Origin of the sequence: Mesorhizobium sp. M0016, from assembly GCF_040324035.1 — a bacterium.
Taxonomy (GTDB): Bacteria; Pseudomonadota; Alphaproteobacteria; order Rhizobiales; family Rhizobiaceae; genus Mesorhizobium.
Window position 1 is genome coordinate 165,518 of record NZ_JAMYVM010000010.1, and the last position, 15,650, is coordinate 181,167.

Sequence of the window (15,650 nt, forward strand, 5' to 3'; positions counted from 1 at the left end):
CGATGTCGAAGTCCAACACCATCCTCTATCTCGACGGCGTCTCGGTCTCCTTCGACGGTTTCCGCGCCATCAACAATCTGTCGCTGGTGCTCGACAAGGGCGAGATGCGCGCCATCATCGGTCCCAACGGCGCCGGCAAGACGACGATGATGGACATCGTCACCGGCAAGACCCGGCCCGACGAGGGCGAAGTGTTCTTCGACGGCCAGGTCGATCTGACCCGGCACGACGAGGCGGAGATCGCCATGATGGGCATCGGCCGCAAATTCCAGAAGCCGACCGTCTTCGAAAGCCACAGCGTCGAAGACAATCTGATGCTGGCGCTGAAGGGCCCGCGCTCGATCTTTCCGGCGCTGTTCCATCGCCGCTCGGCCGCCGGAGCCAGACAGATCGACGACATCCTCGGCATCATCAGGCTGGGCGACAAGCGCCACGATCTGGCAGCCAATCTCAGCCATGGCCAGAAACAGTGGCTGGAGATCGGCATGCTGCTGGCGCAGGACCCGAAGCTGCTTTTGGTTGACGAGCCGGTCGCAGGGATGACCGATGCCGAGACCGAGGAAACCGCGCGGCTGCTCAAGGACATAGCGCGCGACCATTCGGTCATCGTCGTCGAGCACGACATGCATTTCGTGCGCGAACTCGGCGTCAAGGTCACCTGCCTGCATGAGGGCTCGGTGCTGTCGGAAGGCTCGCTCGATTTCGTCTCGGCCGACGAGCGGGTCGTCGAAGTTTATCTCGGGAGATGAGCATGGTCTGGCGGGTGCAATTCCATCGCTTCGACTTTTCGTTCCTCCGCTTCTGGAGAAGGCGCTGACATGCTCGAAGTTTCCAACGCCACGCTCCATTACGGCGCTGCTCAGGCGTTGCGCGGTGTGTCGCTGACGGCGGGTGCCGGCAAGATCACCTGCGTGCTCGGCCGCAACGGCGTCGGCAAGACCAGTTTGATGAGATCGATCGTCGGCCACCACCGGCTGACGAGCGGAAGCGTTGCCTTCGAGGGGAAGGCGCTCGACCGGAGCGCGGCGTATGATCGCGCCCGGTCGGGCATCGCATTCGTACCGCAGGGCAGGGAGATCTTTCCGCTGCTGACGGTGCGCGAAAACCTGGAGTCCGGCTTTGCGCCGTTGAAGCGCGCCGACCGCAACGTGCCGGCGCATGTCTTCGAACTGTTTCCGGTGCTGAAGCAGATGCTGGGGCGGCGCGGCGGCGATCTCTCAGGCGGCCAGCAGCAGCAGCTCGCCATCGGCCGGGCGCTCGTCATGCGGCCGAAACTGCTGGTGCTCGACGAGCCGACCGAAGGCATCCAGCCCTCGATCATCAAGGACATCGGCCGCGCCATCCGCTATCTGCGCGACCAGGCCGGTATCGCCGTTCTGCTGGTCGAGCAATATCTGGATTTCTGCCGCGAGCTCGCTGACGAGGTCAACATCATGGACCGCGGCCAGATCGTCCACACCGGCCCGGCCGAAGATCTCGACCGGGCGGACGTCAGGAAGTTTCTGACGGTTTAACGCAGGTCGACGGCTGCACGGATCGTACACGTCGAAGATTGGCTGAAATGCCCACAATCACTTCGTCATTCTAGGGCGGAGCCAAGGAGCGGAGCGACGCGCGCAGACCCTAGAATCCATGCCGCGACATCAGCCAAAGAGCGCCGCGATGCAGAACAAGATCGCTTCTGCGGCACATTGGCATTCCACATTCTGCACCGTTAATGACGCTTCTTCGTCCCGGCATGGATCCCTGGGTCTTCGCTCCGCTTCGCGTCGCTACGCCCAAGGATGATGAAGTCGCGAAGGTCCGCACCCGTTGCGTCGGACTTTCGTCCGAGGCCGCCACACTCTGGCACGCCGAATACTGCATACTAGTCTTTCCTAGGCCTCGGTGAGTCGGCCGCTTCCGTATCAGTCTGGTTCTGTAGCAGATCGAGGGAATATGCTGGCTCAGCCTGCAAGTTCCACGCAAGCAAGCCACCCTAGCTTCCCTCGCAGTTCTGATTGTCGGTCAATGCGTTCAGATAATCTTGCCAGGAGAATAGGGCTATGGAACGGTTCGTCGAGGACCACCAGAAACGACGGCTGACAGAGCGTGTCGACATCATCACCGCCATCAACATTCTGCGCTCGCAAGGCTACCAGCAGGATGAGCTGATCGGCGAAATCACCAAGGTTTTCTACGTCGACCTCGACACTTACAACGAGATCGTCATAGCGGCCTAAAAGCGCGTCGCGCCTGAACGGCCTCATGCGACGCGCTTTGGGGTGTTGTTTTACGTGTGGTGAGGTTCAGGCCGGCTGAATATCAGCCCAGCCTACCCGGCGCGCCGGAAGGCGAGCACACGGTTGCGGCCGCCGCGCTTGGCGCCGTAAAGCGCTTTGTCGGCGGCGCTGAGCACCTTGTCGAATTTGGTGCCGCCCTCGCTGCCGAAGGCGTAGCCGGCGCTGACGGTGCAGGACAGCAGGCGGGTCTCGGTATCGATCCGGCGCATGGCAAAACTGGCCCGGATCCGCTCGGCTATGAATTCCACCTTTTCAGGCAAGGTGCGATCGAGCACCAATGCAAATTCCTCTCCGCCCATGCGCGCGGCGACATCGCCCGGCTGGAGATTGGCGGTCAAATCCTTGGCGAACAGTTTCAGCACCTCGTCGCCGGTGGCATGGCCGAACTCGTCATTTATCGCCTTGAAGCCGTCGAGATCGAACACGATCACGGCGGTGAAGGACCGGACAGGTGTTTTGCCGTGCAGGTCGAACAAAGCGCGCCGGTTGAGCAGTCCGGTCAGCGGATCGGTCAGCGCTTCGCGGCGATGATACTGCGCCAGGCGTCCCTGGTTGAGCGCCAGCGAGAGCGCGCCGATGCCGGTCATGCACGCGATGACGACGATGAGGCTGAAATCCTCGGCCCAGTTGCTCGGCGCATGGCCAAGCACCAGCCTGCCATCCCAGACAAGTGCACCGGAGCACAGCACGAAGGAAATTGCGGTGGCTGTGTAGAGCCCGGCAATGCCGAGGATCGGGGCCGGGAATTCGGTGCGGCCCTTCCAGTATTCATAGGCCGTCGCAAACAAAAGCAGCGCGGCGAAGGCATTCTCCAGCATGAAGCCCAGCCCGTCATAGCCAAGCGCCATCGGCGGCAAGGCGACTGCCAGCGAGACGCCGGCGCCGACAGCAATGCGGGGCAGCGGTGACCTCCCTGTCGTGAACTGATGGGCAGCGCCCAGCATGGTCGCGAAGCCGAGCAGCAGGAACGTGAAGCTGGCGAGGCCGAGCAGGCGCCCGGGCGCGTCGATATAGGCCTGGTAGGCGAAGACGTCGGCAACGATAAGAAGCACGCTGACGGCCCAGGTCAGCAGGAATTTTTCCGAGCGCGCGGTAAGCCAGATGCCGAACAGCGTCAGGCCGAGGCAAGCGGCGGAAAACCCGACAGCCAACAGAAGGGAACTGTAGTCGAGCGACATGCCCTCGTCCTTGCGCGCGGCGGCCGGCCTCTAGAAAGGACCCGCACCGGATTTATGCAGGAAGGAGGTATCGATAAGGTTACGATGCGCATAAGCTATCACGCTTCGGTTGATCGTAGCAATTCTGGGTTGAAACCCTTTTCAAGGGAAAGCGCTACCCGGATTTCCGGGAAAACCGGTCCGCACTTTTCCTGGAATTGCTCCTAATGCATGTCGCCCAGAAGTGTGCCGCGGTTCTGGGACAACGGCATGCATCAAGACAAAGACTTAAATCGCGCCGTATGAATCCGTTTCAGCGCGACGCGCTTTAACCGATCAGCTCACCCGCTTCATCAGCGCCATGGCGCCGAACGGCGCGCGCACCTTGCCCTCGGTGATGAAGTAGACGAACACGTCGCGCGGTTTCACCGGCGCGTCGAAAGTCGGATCGGCGCGCCGCAGATCGGCCGGCTGCTTGCCTTGCGCCCAGGTCTTCACCCGCGCTGCCCATTCGTCCAAGCCATTCGGCGTATAGCAATCCGGATTGTCGTCGCTGCCGGTCTGCAGCCGCGCATAGATAAAATCGCCGGTGATGTCGGCGATACCAGGATATTTGGCATGGTCGGCATAGACGATTGCCGCCTTGTATTTGCGCGCCAGGCCCACAAATTCCGGCACGCTGAAACTGTCGTTGCGCACTTCCAGCGCATGGCGCAGCGCCACGCCATCCTGCTTTTCCGGCAGCAGCTTCAGGAAGGCCTCGAAATCGTCGGCGTCGAACTTTTTCGTCGGCGCGAACTGCCACAGGATCGGGCCCAGCTTGTCGCCCAGCGCGGCAATGCCGGAGCCGAGGAAGCGCGTGATGGACTCGCCGGCTTCGCCAAGCACGCGGCGGTTGGTGACGAAGCGATTGCCCTTCAGCGAATAGACGAAACCGTCCGGCGCCTCGCCCGCCCATTTGACGAAGGTCGGCTCCTTGAAGCTGGAATAGTAGGTGCCGTTGACCTCGATGCTCGGTACCTGGCGGGTGGCGTAACTCAGCTGTTTGGCCTTGGAAAGCTTGTCCGGGTAGAAGGACGTATCCCAGGGTTCGAAAGTCCAGCCGCCCATCCCGGCGCGGATTGTTCCTTGGCTGATCATCGTCTTCCTCCCAGTTCTAAAAATGCGGTCAGGCTATTTTTCCAACCGGTTTGATCATGTCGACCACGGTCCATCCGGGACGGTGGGGATTGGCTCGGCGGCCCGTTTCGTGGAAGCCATAGGCCGTATAGATCTCGATGTTCCGCTCCATGCGCGAATTGGTGTAGAGCCGCACCTCCGGCACCCCCCATAGCCGCGCCTGTTCCTGGGCGAAGTCGAGCAGCGCGGTGCCGAGTTTCCTGCCCTGGAAAGCGGGGGAGACCGCGACGCTGAAGATCATCGCATGATCGGGATGGCGCTCAATAACGATCAGCCCGGCGAGTTCCGCGCCGCTCTCCAAGAGCCAGACCTCGCCACGCTCGATGCGTGGCGCATAGTCCTCGGTGACTGGGAGCGGCGGCGCGCCTAACAGGGGCGTGTAGTGCTCATAGGCGGTCTGCGTCAGCGAGACGACTGCGTCGAGATCACCGGCAAGCGCCTGTCGGACTGTCATTCAAAGCTCTCCAGGCGCCCGACCGGTCTGTCAGTTACTCCGCCGCTTCGCGCTTGCCTCCGGGCCGCCGCTCCAAAAGCTCCTTCAGGAACTGGCCGGTGTAGCTGCGCTTTTCGCGCACGATGGCTTCCGGTGTGCCCTGTGCCACCAGTTCGCCACCGCCATCGCCGCCTTCGGGGCCGAGGTCGAGCACCCAGTCGGCGGTCTTGATGACTTCGAGATTGTGCTCGATGACCACCACCGTGTTGCCCTGGTCGACCAGTTCGTGAAGCACTTCCAGCAACTTGGCGACGTCGTGGAAGTGCAGGCCGGTGGTCGGCTCGTCGAGGATGTAGAGCGTCTTGCCGGTCGCCTTGCGCGACAATTCCTTGGCGAGCTTGATGCGCTGCGCCTCGCCGCCCGACAGCGTCGTCGCCTGCTGGCCGATATGGATGTAGCCGAGGCCGACCTGCTTCAGCGTCTCCAGCTTGTCGCGCACCCCGGGCACGGCGGCAAAGAAATCGACGCCTTCCTCGACCGTCATGTCCAGGACGTCGGCGATCGACTTGCCCTTGAACAGGACGTCGAGCGTCTCGCGGTTGTAGCGCTTGCCGTGGCAGACGTCGCACGTGACGTAGACGTCGGGCAGGAAGTGCATCTCGATCTTGATGACGCCGTCGCCCTGGCAGGCTTCGCAGCGGCCGCCCTTGACGTTGAAGGAGAAGCGCCCCGGCTGGTAGCCGCGGGCCTTGGCTTCGGGCAGACCGGCGAACCAGTCGCGGATCGGTGTGAAGGCGCCGGTGTAGGTGGCCGGGTTCGAACGCGGTGTGCGGCCGATCGGCGACTGGTCGATGTCGATGACCTTGTCGAGGAATTCGAGGCCCTCGATGCGGTCGTGATCGGCCGGATGCTCGCGCGAGCCCATGATGCGGCGCGACGCCGCCTTGAACAGCGTCTCGATCAGGAAGGTCGATTTGCCGCCGCCAGACACGCCGGTGACGGCGGTAAAAGTGCCGAGCGGGATTTCGGCAGTGACGTTCTTGAGATTGTTGCCGCGCGCGCCGACGATCCTCAGCCGGCGGTTTTTCTTGGCCTCGCGCCTGACACCGGGCGTGGCGACTTCGAGCGCGCCCGACAGATATTTACCGGTGATCGAGTTGGGATTGGCCATCACCTGCTGCGGCGTGCCCTGGGCGATGATCTCGCCGCCATGAATGCCGGCGGCCGGACCCATGTCGACGACATAATCGGCATGCAGGATGGCGTCCTCGTCATGCTCGACGACGATCACCGTGTTGCCGATGTCGCGCAGATGCTTGAGCGTGTCGAGCAGGCGGGCATTGTCGCGCTGGTGCAGGCCGATCGACGGCTCGTCCAGCACATAGAGCACGCCGGTGAGGCCGGAGCCGATCTGCGACGCCAGCCTTATGCGCTGGCTCTCGCCGCCCGACAGCGTGCCGGAATTGCGCGACAGCGTCAGATAGTCGAGGCCGACATCGTTGAGGAAGCGCAGGCGGTCACGGATTTCCTTGAGAACGCGCACCGCGATCTCGTTCTGCTGGTCGTTGAGATGTGGCGGCAGTTCGGTGATCCACTGGTCGGCCTTGCGGATCGACAGCTCTGTGACTTCGCCGATATGCTTGCCGGCGATCTTCACCGCCAGCGCTTCCGGCTTCAGCCGGTATCCCTTGCAGACCGGGCAGGGCGTCGCCGACATGAAGCGCTCGATCTCCTCGCGCATCCAGGCGGATTCGGTTTCCTTCCACCGCCGTTCGAGATTGGGAATGACGCCCTCGAACGTCTTGGTGGTCTTGTAGGAGCGCAGGCCGTCATCATATTGGAAGGTGACCTCGCGCTCGCCGGTGCCGCGCAGGACGGCTCCCTTGGCCTCTTCGGTCAGGTCTTTGAACTTGTCGCCGAGCTTGAAGCCATAGGCTTTGCCCAGCGCTTCCAGCGTCTGGGCGTAATAGGGTGAGGTCGACTTCGCCCACGGGCTGACGGCGCCGTCGCGCAGCGAGACGTTTTCGTCCGGCACGATCAGGCTGGCGTCGATGGCGCGCTGGTTGCCGAGGCCGTCGCAGGTCGGGCAGGCGCCGAACGGGTTGTTGAACGAGAACAGCCTGGGCTCGATCTCCGGAATGGTGAAGCCGGAAACCGGGCAGGCGAATTTTTCCGAGAACAGGATGCGCTCATGCGTCTCGTTCTTCGATTTGTTGACCGAGTCCTCGCCGGTCTGGCTGGCGTCGAGCGGCCGGTCGGCGAACTCGGCCACCGCCAGCCCTTCGGCGAGCTTCAGCGCCGTTTCGATGGAATCGGCAAGCCGTGTCGCCAGGTCGCCGCGCACGACGATGCGGTCGACGACGACGTCGATGTCGTGCTTGTACTTCTTGTCCAGCGCCGGCACGTCGGCGATCTCGTAGAAGACGCCGTCGACCTTGACGCGCTGAAAGCCCTTCTTCTGCAGCTCCAGCAGTTCCTTGCGATATTCGCCCTTGCGGCCGCGCACGATCGGCGCCAGCAGGAAAAGGCGCGTGCCTTCCTCGACAGCCAGCACCCGGTCGACCATCTGGCTGACCGTCTGGCTTTCGATCGGCAGGCCGGTCGCCGGCGAATAGGGGATGCCGACGCGCGCGAACAGCAGGCGCATGTAGTCGTAGATCTCGGTGACGGTGCCGACTGTCGAGCGTGGGTTCTTCGACGTGGTCTTCTGCTCGATCGAGATGGCCGGCGACAGCCCGTCGATCTGGTCGACATCCGGCTTCTGCATCATTTCGAGGAACTGGCGCGCATAAGCCGACAGGCTCTCGACGTAACGGCGCTGGCCCTCGGCATAGATGGTGTCGAAAGCAAGCGACGATTTGCCGGAGCCCGACAGGCCGGTCATGACGATCAGGCTGTCACGCGGCAGGTCGAGATCGACATTCTTCAGGTTGTGTTCGCGTGCCCCGCGAATGGAAAGGTATTTATGGTCGGCCATCGCCGGTCGCCGCCTCAGGTCTGGTGTCAGTGGGATCGGCGGGTTTTCCCGGCCATTCCCTATGTAGGTATTTTTGCCGCCACGTCGAGAGACGCCACACTTCTCGACCAAGGCCGTTTAACCGTCTTTCGCGCGAAGGGGCAAGCGGAAAGAACAAAGGCCGAACACGCTCCTGACAAAGCTGTGCAGAAACTGACAAGGGTGTTTCAGAAACTGACCGTGACGCAAGCTCCCGGCGATCACATTTTCCGTAACCGGCTATTCAAGGTTGACGTCGTCGAATCGGGGGCGCACTCTGCCGGAGTCAACGGAGCCGGCCGTCTTTGATGGCCTCGCCGCCCATAGCGGCCTGCGAGACGCCGCAGGTTTTTGCGATTTGTGCTTCGGATTGACACCTGTCGCAACGGACATAGGAGCGGAGCATGACGCCACCGGATAGTCCCTTGAGGCTCCACCTGCTAGTGGAGCCGCGGCGGGCATAAGTGCCAGGTAGTTTCGAGGCATTGAAGTGTATGTGTCCAAATGGACGCATCGCGACAATCCAACAAACCACCCGACAAACCGTGACCTGCCGAATCCCACAAAAATCAGAGACGGCTAGTCGGATCGTCGGCTGAACGCCGCGTAGCATCCGAAATCAAAGTCGGTATAACACTACCGGCAGTTTGGATTTGGAATCCAAAAAAAGCCCCGACCGTTAGCGGAAGCAACGGCGGGGCTGTTCTTTTGTGAGGAAGTCGTCGGCGCAGGGTTTCTCTCCCGTATAATAACTGGGAGAAGGGGCTACCGGTGCGGCGGCTTGATCCCACCCGTGCCGACATCGACAGTGATGTTGCCGGAAATCCTGACATCGGTGTCGCCGATCTTGAACGTGCCGTTCTCGCCGGCAGGCAGCGCGTCGTCCGGCTCCGGCTGCGGCGCGGGCTTGGCGATGCGGTAGTCGCCGGCCACGCCGGGCAGGGCGCCTTTCGGCGACGTGCTGCTGCTGTCCCCGGCAAATGCCATGCTCGATGTCGCCGCCGTGATGGCAATGGCTATGGTCAGTCTGTTCAGGTGGTAGCGCATGGCAAGACTATAGTGCCGCGCTCAAGGCGAGGCCAGACCAGCGGTGTTGAAATGAGGGAACACCGGCCTGCATTCAATCCGCCGATCAGGCCGCCGCCTTTTTGCGGGTGTCGAACACATGGTCGACGAGGCCCCACTCCTTGGCCTCCTTGGCGGTCATGAAGAAATCACGGTCGAGCGTGCGTTCGACCTCTTCATAGGTGCGGCCGCAATGCTGCGCATACAGTTCCGTCATGTGCCGTTTGGTGCGCAAAATGCCTTCGGCATGGCGCTGGATGTCGGAGGCCTGGCCCTGGAAGCCGCCCAAAGGCTGGTGCAGCACGATGCTGGCGTTGGGGAGCGCGATGCGCCGCCCCGGCGTTCCCGCCATCAGCAGGAAGGAGGCCATCGACGCGGCAAAGCCCATGCACACGGTCGACACCGGGCAGCTGACATATTGCATCGTGTCGTAGATGGCGAAACCGCTGGTCACCACGCCGCCCGGCGAGTTGATGTAGAGCGAGATCTCCTTGTCGGGATTGTCCGATTCCAGCGACAGGAGCTGGGCGCAGACCAGCGCCGACATGCCGTCATTGATCTCGCCATTGACGAAGATGATGCGCTCGCGCAGCAGCCGCGAGAAAATGTCGAAGGCGCGTTCGCCGCGGCTCGATTGCTCGATCACCATCGGCACCAGATTGGCAAAGCCGCTCATCTCATTGTCTCCGTTTTGATTTTTCCGGTTCAGGCAGCGCGCAGCAACAGGCGCGGCGCGTTGGCGGCGACTGGCGGCTTGGGCTTGTATGCGCGCAGCGAGAGCCGGCAGGCGGCGCCCGCCATCGCCACCGCAGGCGTTGCCGCCGCGGCAAACCCGTCATGAACAATGCGCAAATGCGTGCCACCGGAAACAGTGCGGGCAAGCGTGAAGGTCACGATACTGTCCAGCCCATTGGCATCGCCGGTTTCAGAACGCTCGCGCCAGGAATAGCGCAGCAGGCGCCCCGGTTCGGCATCGAGCACTTCGCACTCGATCGGCTTCTCAGGCCCGGCAAAGGCAAAGCGGCTGCCGGTTTCCGGATTGATGTCGTTCGGCATCATCCATTCCGCCAAGAGGTCCGGCACGGTCAGTGCCCGCCACACTTTTTCCGGTGCGTCCGGCAGATCGCATTCGAAGGCGAGGGCATCCTTGGCGGTCTGCGTCTGCTTTTCGTCGGTCATTGGTCCATGTCCTTCAAAACGGCCTTCAGTCTTTCGATGCGCTCCGGCCAGAATGCGCGGTAGCGTTCGATCCAGCCGAGCAGCGGCTCGAGCCCTTGCGGATCGGCGCGATAGTAGGCGTTGCGGCCGGCGCGTCTTTCGCTGACCAGGCCTGCGCCGCGCAGCACGGCAAGGTGCTGCGACACCGCCGGCTGCGACACGCTCATGCCGGTGCGCAACTCCGACACGCTCATCTCGCCGGAAGTCAGCCGCTCGTAGACGGCGCGTCGCGTCGGGTCGGCCAGGGCGCGAAAAATCTCTGCTTCGATCATGGCAAAAGCATAAGTCGATACTTATCGATTTGGCAAGGGGTGTTTTGAATGCCGCGTATTGATTGGATCCTGCCGGGCCTCTAAGCCGTGGGGAACAAGATGGGCCGATCATCGCGAGGCAGGAGTAGTATTTATGAATTCCAACGTCGATCTTTCGTCCGCCGAGAACCTCAACGAGGCTCTGAGGCTCTATCGCCGCCTCGTACTCGGTATAGGAGCGATCGCCGTCATCGGTTTCGTGGCCGTGATCTTGTTGGCCAAGCTGGGTACGGCGCTATCCCCGCCATACGGGATTTACATCTTCGGCGAAGGATTGGGGACCTGGGGCCTGATCGCGGTGGTAGCGGCGCTCGTCGCTCAGGTGTGGTGGCACGGGCGCGCGATCGGGAAATTGCTGAATGACCCGGCTCTGAAATCTGAACCTGCAGTCGGGCTGATGTCGGCGCCAACCGTGATCGCACAGCGCGCCCATGGCATGGGCATGGAGTGGAGCGGCTTTTTCGGTCCGTTGCCACCAGTTAAAAAACGGCGCTGACGACACCGCTTCTCGCCCCTGCGTGTCAGCTAAATCCACGCGCCCGCGTCGGCGATTGCTGCCATTCCTTGACAATCCGTGGGTAACAGTATAGGAACGAAAAGGGAACAAAAACCTTGTGGGAAAAGCCAGCCGCGGCAAGCCAGGATTGTCCGCGGCCTGTAAGGTGAACGACTTGATATTTGTTTCGGATGAGCGCGGAGAATTGTCATGGCGGGTAGCGTCAACAAGGTCATTCTGGTCGGTAACCTCGGCGCGGACCCTGAAATCCGCCGCCTGAATTCTGGTGACCCGGTCGTCAACATCCGCATCGCCACGTCGGAAAGCTGGCGCGACAAGAACTCCGGCGAGCGCAAGGAAAAGACCGAATGGCACAACGTGGTCATTTTCAATGACCAGATCGCCAAGGTCGCCGAGCAGTACCTGAAGAAGGGCATGAAGGTTTACGTCGAAGGCCAGCTGCAGACACGCAAATGGCAGGATCAGACCGGCGCCGACAAGTATACGACCGAAGTCGTGTTGCAGAAATTCCGCGGCGAGCTGCAGATGCTCGATTCTCGCGGCGAGGGCGGCGGTCAGGTCGGCAACTATGCCGCCGGCGGCGGCAGCGCGAGCCGTGGCTCGGATTTCGGCCAGTCTGGCCCCAATGAGAGCTTCAACCGCGGCGGCAACAGCGGTGGCGGCGGTTCCAAGGGCGGCGGTGGCGGCGGCTCGTCGCGCGAACTGGACGACGAAATCCCGTTCTGAGCTGACGGTAGTCAGCGATATCTGAGGAGAGGGCGCGATGTCGCTCGGACCGCTTCTATCGGCGCGCCCTCCCATTCCATGGCACGCCTTCGCGGCCCTTGCCGCGCTGGCCATTGGCGCTACGCAACTGGCGCTGCCGAAAGGCACGACGCGTCATCGTGTCGTCGGCTATACCTGGGCGGCGCTGATGCTGGTCGTCGCCATCTCCAGTTTCTGGATCCAGCAGATACGCCTCGTCGGTCCGTTCAGCCCGATCCATCTCTTGTCGATTTTAGTGTTGATCGCCGTGCCGCTGGCGGTCTGGCACGCGCATATGCATCGGGTCGCCAAACATCGCAGGGTCATGATATCGCTGTATGTTTTCGCCCTGATCGGCGCCGGCGTGTTCACGCTGCTGCCGGGGCGGATCATGCACACGGTCGTCTTCGGCCAGTGACGCTTTCTGAAGGAAGATTGCCGTGAAAGCACGGATCAAATGGGTCGAGGAGCGCACCTTCGTCGGCGAGTCCGGCAGCGGCCACAAGGTTGTGCTGGGAACCGCCTCCGGGCCGGAAGGCAAGACGCCGGGTCCGAGCCCGATGGAACTGGTGCTGATCGGCACCGGCGGCTGCTCGGCCTATGATGTCGTCCACATCCTCGAAAAAGGCCGCGAGGCGATCGAGGACTGTGTTGTCGAACTCGACGCCGACCGGGCCGAAACCGACCCCAAAGTCTTCACCCGCATCCACATGCATTTCATCGTCACGGGCCACGCGCTGTCGCGCGACAAGGTCCAGCGCGCCATCAACCTGTCGATCGAGAAATACTGCTCGGCCTCGGCCATGCTGGCCAAGACGGCTGTCATCACCCACGATTTCGAGGTCGTCGATACGGCGGTGGAGTAGGGAGCAGGGAGCAGGGAGCAGGGAGCAGGGAGCAGGGGCTGCCGTTCACCCCGCCATCAGCGCCTTGATCCCATCCGCGACGAACTGAACCGCAAGCGCGGCCAGGATGACGCCGAGCAGGCGGGTGAGGATCGAGCGGCCGGTCTGGCCGAGGATGCGGTCGATGCGCTCCGACAGCACGAACACCAGATAGGTGATGGCAAGGCAGACGAAGATGATGCCGACCAGCGCCGCTTGTGCTGCAAAACCCTGAAACGAGCCCGACAGTAGCACGGTCGCCGAAATCGCACCGGGGCCGGCGATCAGCGGGATCGCCAGCGGGAAGGCCGCGATGTTGTGGATCATGTCCTTGGTGATGGCGACGTCGCCGATCTTCTCCTTGCGATCTTGGCGGCGCTCGAACACCATTTCGAAAGCGATGAAGAACAGCAAAAACCCGCCGGCGACACGGAAAGCCGGCAGCGTGATGCCGAACACCGACAGGATGGACGCCCCGGCCACCGCAAACAGCGCCATCACGAGGAAGCCGATGATCGAGGCGCGCACCGAAACCTGCTGACGTTCCTCGCGGTTCATGCCGCGTGTCACCGCGAGGAAGAGCGGCGCGAGACCTGGCGGGTCGATGGTCACCAGAATGGTGACGAAGGCGTTGAACAGGCTGTCGAAACTCGGCATCGCTGACCCCTCCCGCCGGGCCGGACCCCTGCGCCACCATAGTGGTAGAGCAAAGCCCGACCGGTGGGAACCGTCTGACATGGCGATACCGGAGACGGCGTCAGTGTTAGGCGGCAGCGTTGCAATAGGCCTCCAGACGATAGCCGTCGGGATCGACGACGAAGGCAGCGTAATAGTTCTCGCCATAGTCGGCGCGCAGGCCCGGCGCGCCATTGTCGCTGCCGCCTGCACGCAAGGCGGCGGCATGGAAGGCAACGACACTCTGCCTCGTCGGCGCGCTAAAGCAGAAATGCAGACCGGACTTCTCGTCCGATGACACTGGCCGCGCCGCATCGTTCACCCACAGCGCCACGGTTTGCGCACCATAACCCAGTGAGCCTGGCGACTGGCTGAGGCAGGAATAACCGAGCGGCTTTAGCGCGGCATCGTAGAAGGGGTTCGAAAAGTTGGTGTCGCGGACACCGATCGAGACATGGTCAAGCATGTTTTTTCACCTTTTTTGCAATATGTTGCGTCATCAGTCCTGGGCGACGCGGCGCGCCAGGAACTCGACTTCGAGACGCCATGTCTTGCCATCGTCGTGCGAACGCTCGCCGAGCCAGCGGAAGCTGTCTTTGGTGATGCGCGAAAAGCTCCAGCGGACCGAGGAACCAGTGCCGTCGGCGCCGACCTGCACAATTGTGTCGCCTTCGGCGCGACCAAGCTGGCGGCTGTAGTATTGGTTTCGCGGGTCGCTCCAGAAGATGTGCCAGGCATCCGAGCCGGGATCATAGGCCCGCAGCGTTGTGCCATAGAAAGTCCATCTGCCGACCGAGGGCGAGGGGCCGGCATCGCGCGCGGGCAGGATCCATACATCCTGGATCGCCCTGCCTTCCAGGACCCAGCCGAAATGCACCTCGCCGCGTCCGGTGAGAACCGTGCCGTCCTCGAGATGGCGCGTGGCATCGAATGTCCAGGCGCCGACGAAGCGGCCGTAGAGATCCAGCTTTTCAGCCAGGCCGGGATTGGGGCCGTCGCTGTGGAGCGCTTCGGCAAAGGAGGATGTACCGATCATACTTGCTGCCTTCGTTGTGTCAGGAGGCTGCAAGCGATAGGCCCCGACCGGGTGTCGCGCTTGGGAAAAATTGCTATCTTTCAAGCCATGACGACGAGCGAACAAAACCTGGCATCGGGGCAGGGCTGGCATGTGTCCGACGTGCTGTGCACGGCCGGCGCCGGCGACCGCCCGTTCGAGGAGGCGCACGACACCTTCTGCGTTGCCGCTGTCACCAGCGGCACCTTCCGCTACCGCACGAGGCAAGGCGCCGCCATGCTGGCGCCGGGCGCGATCCTGCTCGGCAATGTCGGCACCTGCTATGAATGCGGGCATGAGCATGGCGCCGGCGACCGTTGCCTGTCCTTCCACTTCGCTCCGGCCTATCTCGACAGCATCGCCAGCGACGTGCCCGGCGCGAGCAAGCTCGCCTTCGGCGTGCCGCATATGCCGCCTTTGCCGGCGCTCGCATCGCTGCTGGCCGAGGCGGAAGCGGCGCGCGAGATGGTCGACATCGACGCCTTTGAGGAGCTTGGCCTGCGAATTGCCGGCGCAGCACTGGCAGTTGCCGGCGCAGCACTGCCTGTGGCCAGCGATGCGGTGCCTGGCGTTCGACCGCCGAGCCGCCGCGACCAGAAACGGGTTGCCGAGGCGGTGCGGCAGATCGAGCTCAATGCCGACAGGCCGGTCTCGCTTTCCGAGCTTGCCTGCGCGACGGCGACCAGCCCGTATCATTTCCTGCGCACCTTCCGGCAGGTCGCCGGCATGACGCCCTATCAGTTTCTGCTGAGAACCCGGCTGCACCGCGCGGCGGTGCGGCTGCGCATGTCAGGCGATGCCATCTCGGCAATCGCCTTCGAGGCCGGTTTCAACGATTTGTCGACGTTCAACCGCCGTTTCCGGCGCGTCATGGGTGAGACGCCTGGCCACTATCGCGCCCGGCGGGTGGCTACCCGCTGATGCGTCCGCCTGCCTCCTGATACGCTCTTTGCTTTGAAAACGGTCCATCGCAGGCTTTTGCCCTTGCGGCGGCGAAATGCGTTATGGCCAAATCGTCGCAATCAGAGGTATCCATTTGAAATTGCCGCCAAAATTGTCGTTGGAAAAGCACCACGAATATTGGAGTTTCGGCCGTGCTTCCTATATAAGCGGTCAGTGATTCCTGATTAGATTGT

General features: G+C 62.5%; 20 protein-coding genes. 9 read left to right on the forward strand and 11 right to left on the reverse strand.

The window, feature by feature from the left end; translation table 11 throughout:
- The first annotated feature begins 2 nt into the window (after positions 1–2).
- From urtD to NKJ88_RS16840, 3 genes are all read left to right on the forward strand, one after another.
- The gene (gene urtD, locus NKJ88_RS16830; RefSeq protein WP_023688640.1) at positions 3–749 is read left to right on the forward strand and encodes an urea ABC transporter ATP-binding protein UrtD; all 747 of its coding nucleotides are present in this window, start codon (positions 3–5) and stop codon (positions 747–749) included.
- 69 nt (positions 750–818) lie between these two features.
- Positions 819–1,514, forward strand: a complete 696-nt coding sequence (urtE, locus tag NKJ88_RS16835; RefSeq protein ID WP_023688639.1) for an urea ABC transporter ATP-binding subunit UrtE — start codon at positions 819–821, stop codon at positions 1,512–1,514.
- Between the two features lie 531 nt (positions 1,515–2,045).
- Entirely contained in the window at positions 2,046–2,222 is a 177-nt protein-coding gene (locus tag NKJ88_RS16840; RefSeq protein ID WP_023670936.1) for a hypothetical protein, read from the forward strand.
- Positions 2,223–2,314: 92 nt separating this feature from the next.
- On the opposite strand, the gene NKJ88_RS16845 is transcribed toward NKJ88_RS16840, so the two are convergent.
- The 4 genes from NKJ88_RS16845 to uvrA all read right to left on the reverse strand — a co-directional run bounded on the left by NKJ88_RS16845 (position 2,315) and on the right by uvrA (position 8,028).
- Positions 2,315–3,460 carry a GGDEF domain-containing protein gene (locus NKJ88_RS16845; RefSeq protein WP_023688638.1) on the reverse strand — a complete coding sequence of 382 codons (1,146 nt, stop codon included), beginning with the start codon at positions 3,458–3,460 and terminating at the stop codon, positions 2,315–2,317.
- A gap of 315 nt (positions 3,461–3,775) precedes the next feature.
- Entirely contained in the window at positions 3,776–4,579 is an 804-nt protein-coding gene (locus NKJ88_RS16850) for a DUF72 domain-containing protein (RefSeq protein WP_023696502.1), read from the reverse strand.
- 28 nt (positions 4,580–4,607) lie between these two features.
- A complete protein-coding gene (locus NKJ88_RS16855; protein WP_023706185.1) occupies positions 4,608–5,072 on the reverse strand; it encodes a GNAT family N-acetyltransferase in 465 nt (154 codons plus the stop codon).
- 34 nt (positions 5,073–5,106) lie between these two features.
- The gene (uvrA, locus tag NKJ88_RS16860) at positions 5,107–8,028 is read right to left on the reverse strand and encodes an excinuclease ABC subunit UvrA (protein ID WP_352444761.1); all 2,922 of its coding nucleotides are present in this window, start codon (positions 8,026–8,028) and stop codon (positions 5,107–5,109) included.
- Here uvrA and NKJ88_RS16865 point away from each other — a divergent pair.
- Positions 8,017–8,355, forward strand: coding sequence for a hypothetical protein (locus NKJ88_RS16865; RefSeq protein WP_155923317.1), 339 nt, complete (start codon positions 8,017–8,019; stop codon positions 8,353–8,355). The genes uvrA and NKJ88_RS16865 overlap by 12 nt on opposite strands.
- A gap of 456 nt (positions 8,356–8,811) precedes the next feature.
- Here NKJ88_RS16865 and NKJ88_RS16870 read toward each other — a convergent pair whose 3' ends face one another.
- From NKJ88_RS16870 to NKJ88_RS16885, 4 genes are all read right to left on the reverse strand, one after another.
- Complete coding sequence (locus tag NKJ88_RS16870; RefSeq protein WP_031199587.1) at positions 8,812–9,093, reverse strand: hypothetical protein; 282 nt, start codon at positions 9,091–9,093, stop codon at positions 8,812–8,814.
- A gap of 85 nt (positions 9,094–9,178) precedes the next feature.
- Complete coding sequence (locus NKJ88_RS16875) at positions 9,179–9,787, reverse strand: ATP-dependent Clp protease proteolytic subunit (RefSeq protein ID WP_023712389.1); 609 nt, start codon at positions 9,785–9,787, stop codon at positions 9,179–9,181.
- 29 nt (positions 9,788–9,816) lie between these two features.
- On the reverse strand, positions 9,817–10,290 hold the full coding sequence (locus tag NKJ88_RS16880; RefSeq protein ID WP_023824846.1) for an SRPBCC family protein: 474 nt from the start codon (positions 10,288–10,290) through the stop codon (positions 9,817–9,819).
- A complete protein-coding gene (locus NKJ88_RS16885; protein WP_023670944.1) occupies positions 10,287–10,601 on the reverse strand; it encodes an ArsR/SmtB family transcription factor in 315 nt (104 codons plus the stop codon). Before NKJ88_RS16885 ends, NKJ88_RS16880 begins: the two co-directional genes overlap by 4 nt.
- A 133-nt stretch (positions 10,602–10,734) precedes the next feature.
- Here NKJ88_RS16885 and NKJ88_RS16890 point away from each other — a divergent pair, with 133 nt between their 5' ends.
- The 4 genes from NKJ88_RS16890 (at position 10,735) to NKJ88_RS16905 (ending at position 12,767) form a co-directional block, all read left to right on the forward strand.
- On the forward strand, positions 10,735–11,136 hold the full coding sequence (locus tag NKJ88_RS16890) for a hypothetical protein (protein WP_023824847.1): 402 nt from the start codon (positions 10,735–10,737) through the stop codon (positions 11,134–11,136).
- A gap of 210 nt (positions 11,137–11,346) precedes the next feature.
- A complete protein-coding gene (ssb, locus tag NKJ88_RS16895) occupies positions 11,347–11,883 on the forward strand; it encodes a single-stranded DNA-binding protein (RefSeq protein WP_023746156.1) in 537 nt (178 codons plus the stop codon).
- 37 nt (positions 11,884–11,920) lie between these two features.
- Positions 11,921–12,319, forward strand: a complete 399-nt coding sequence (locus tag NKJ88_RS16900) for a DUF2306 domain-containing protein (protein ID WP_023752202.1) — start codon at positions 11,921–11,923, stop codon at positions 12,317–12,319.
- 22 nt (positions 12,320–12,341) lie between these two features.
- Complete coding sequence (locus NKJ88_RS16905; RefSeq protein WP_023693390.1) at positions 12,342–12,767, forward strand: OsmC family protein; 426 nt, start codon at positions 12,342–12,344, stop codon at positions 12,765–12,767.
- A 45-nt stretch (positions 12,768–12,812) separates the two neighbouring features.
- Here the strand turns inward: NKJ88_RS16905 and NKJ88_RS16910 are convergent, their stop codons facing one another.
- The 3 genes from NKJ88_RS16910 to NKJ88_RS16920 all read right to left on the reverse strand — a co-directional run bounded on the left by NKJ88_RS16910 (position 12,813) and on the right by NKJ88_RS16920 (position 14,496).
- Positions 12,813–13,442 carry a MarC family protein gene (locus NKJ88_RS16910; RefSeq protein ID WP_023670949.1) on the reverse strand — a complete coding sequence of 210 codons (630 nt, stop codon included), beginning with the start codon at positions 13,440–13,442 and terminating at the stop codon, positions 12,813–12,815.
- Positions 13,443–13,548: 106 nt separating this feature from the next.
- Positions 13,549–13,926 (reverse strand): VOC family protein, encoded by a 378-nt coding sequence (locus NKJ88_RS16915; RefSeq protein WP_023824848.1) that lies wholly within the window; start codon positions 13,924–13,926, stop codon positions 13,549–13,551.
- A 33-nt stretch (positions 13,927–13,959) separates the two neighbouring features.
- On the reverse strand, positions 13,960–14,496 hold the full coding sequence (locus tag NKJ88_RS16920; protein WP_352444766.1) for a hypothetical protein: 537 nt from the start codon (positions 14,494–14,496) through the stop codon (positions 13,960–13,962).
- Between the two features lie 87 nt (positions 14,497–14,583).
- Here NKJ88_RS16920 and NKJ88_RS16925 point away from each other — a divergent pair, with 87 nt between their 5' ends.
- The gene (locus tag NKJ88_RS16925) at positions 14,584–15,435 is read left to right on the forward strand and encodes a helix-turn-helix transcriptional regulator (protein ID WP_023824850.1); all 852 of its coding nucleotides are present in this window, start codon (positions 14,584–14,586) and stop codon (positions 15,433–15,435) included.
- The last annotated feature ends 215 nt before the right edge of the window (positions 15,436–15,650 follow it).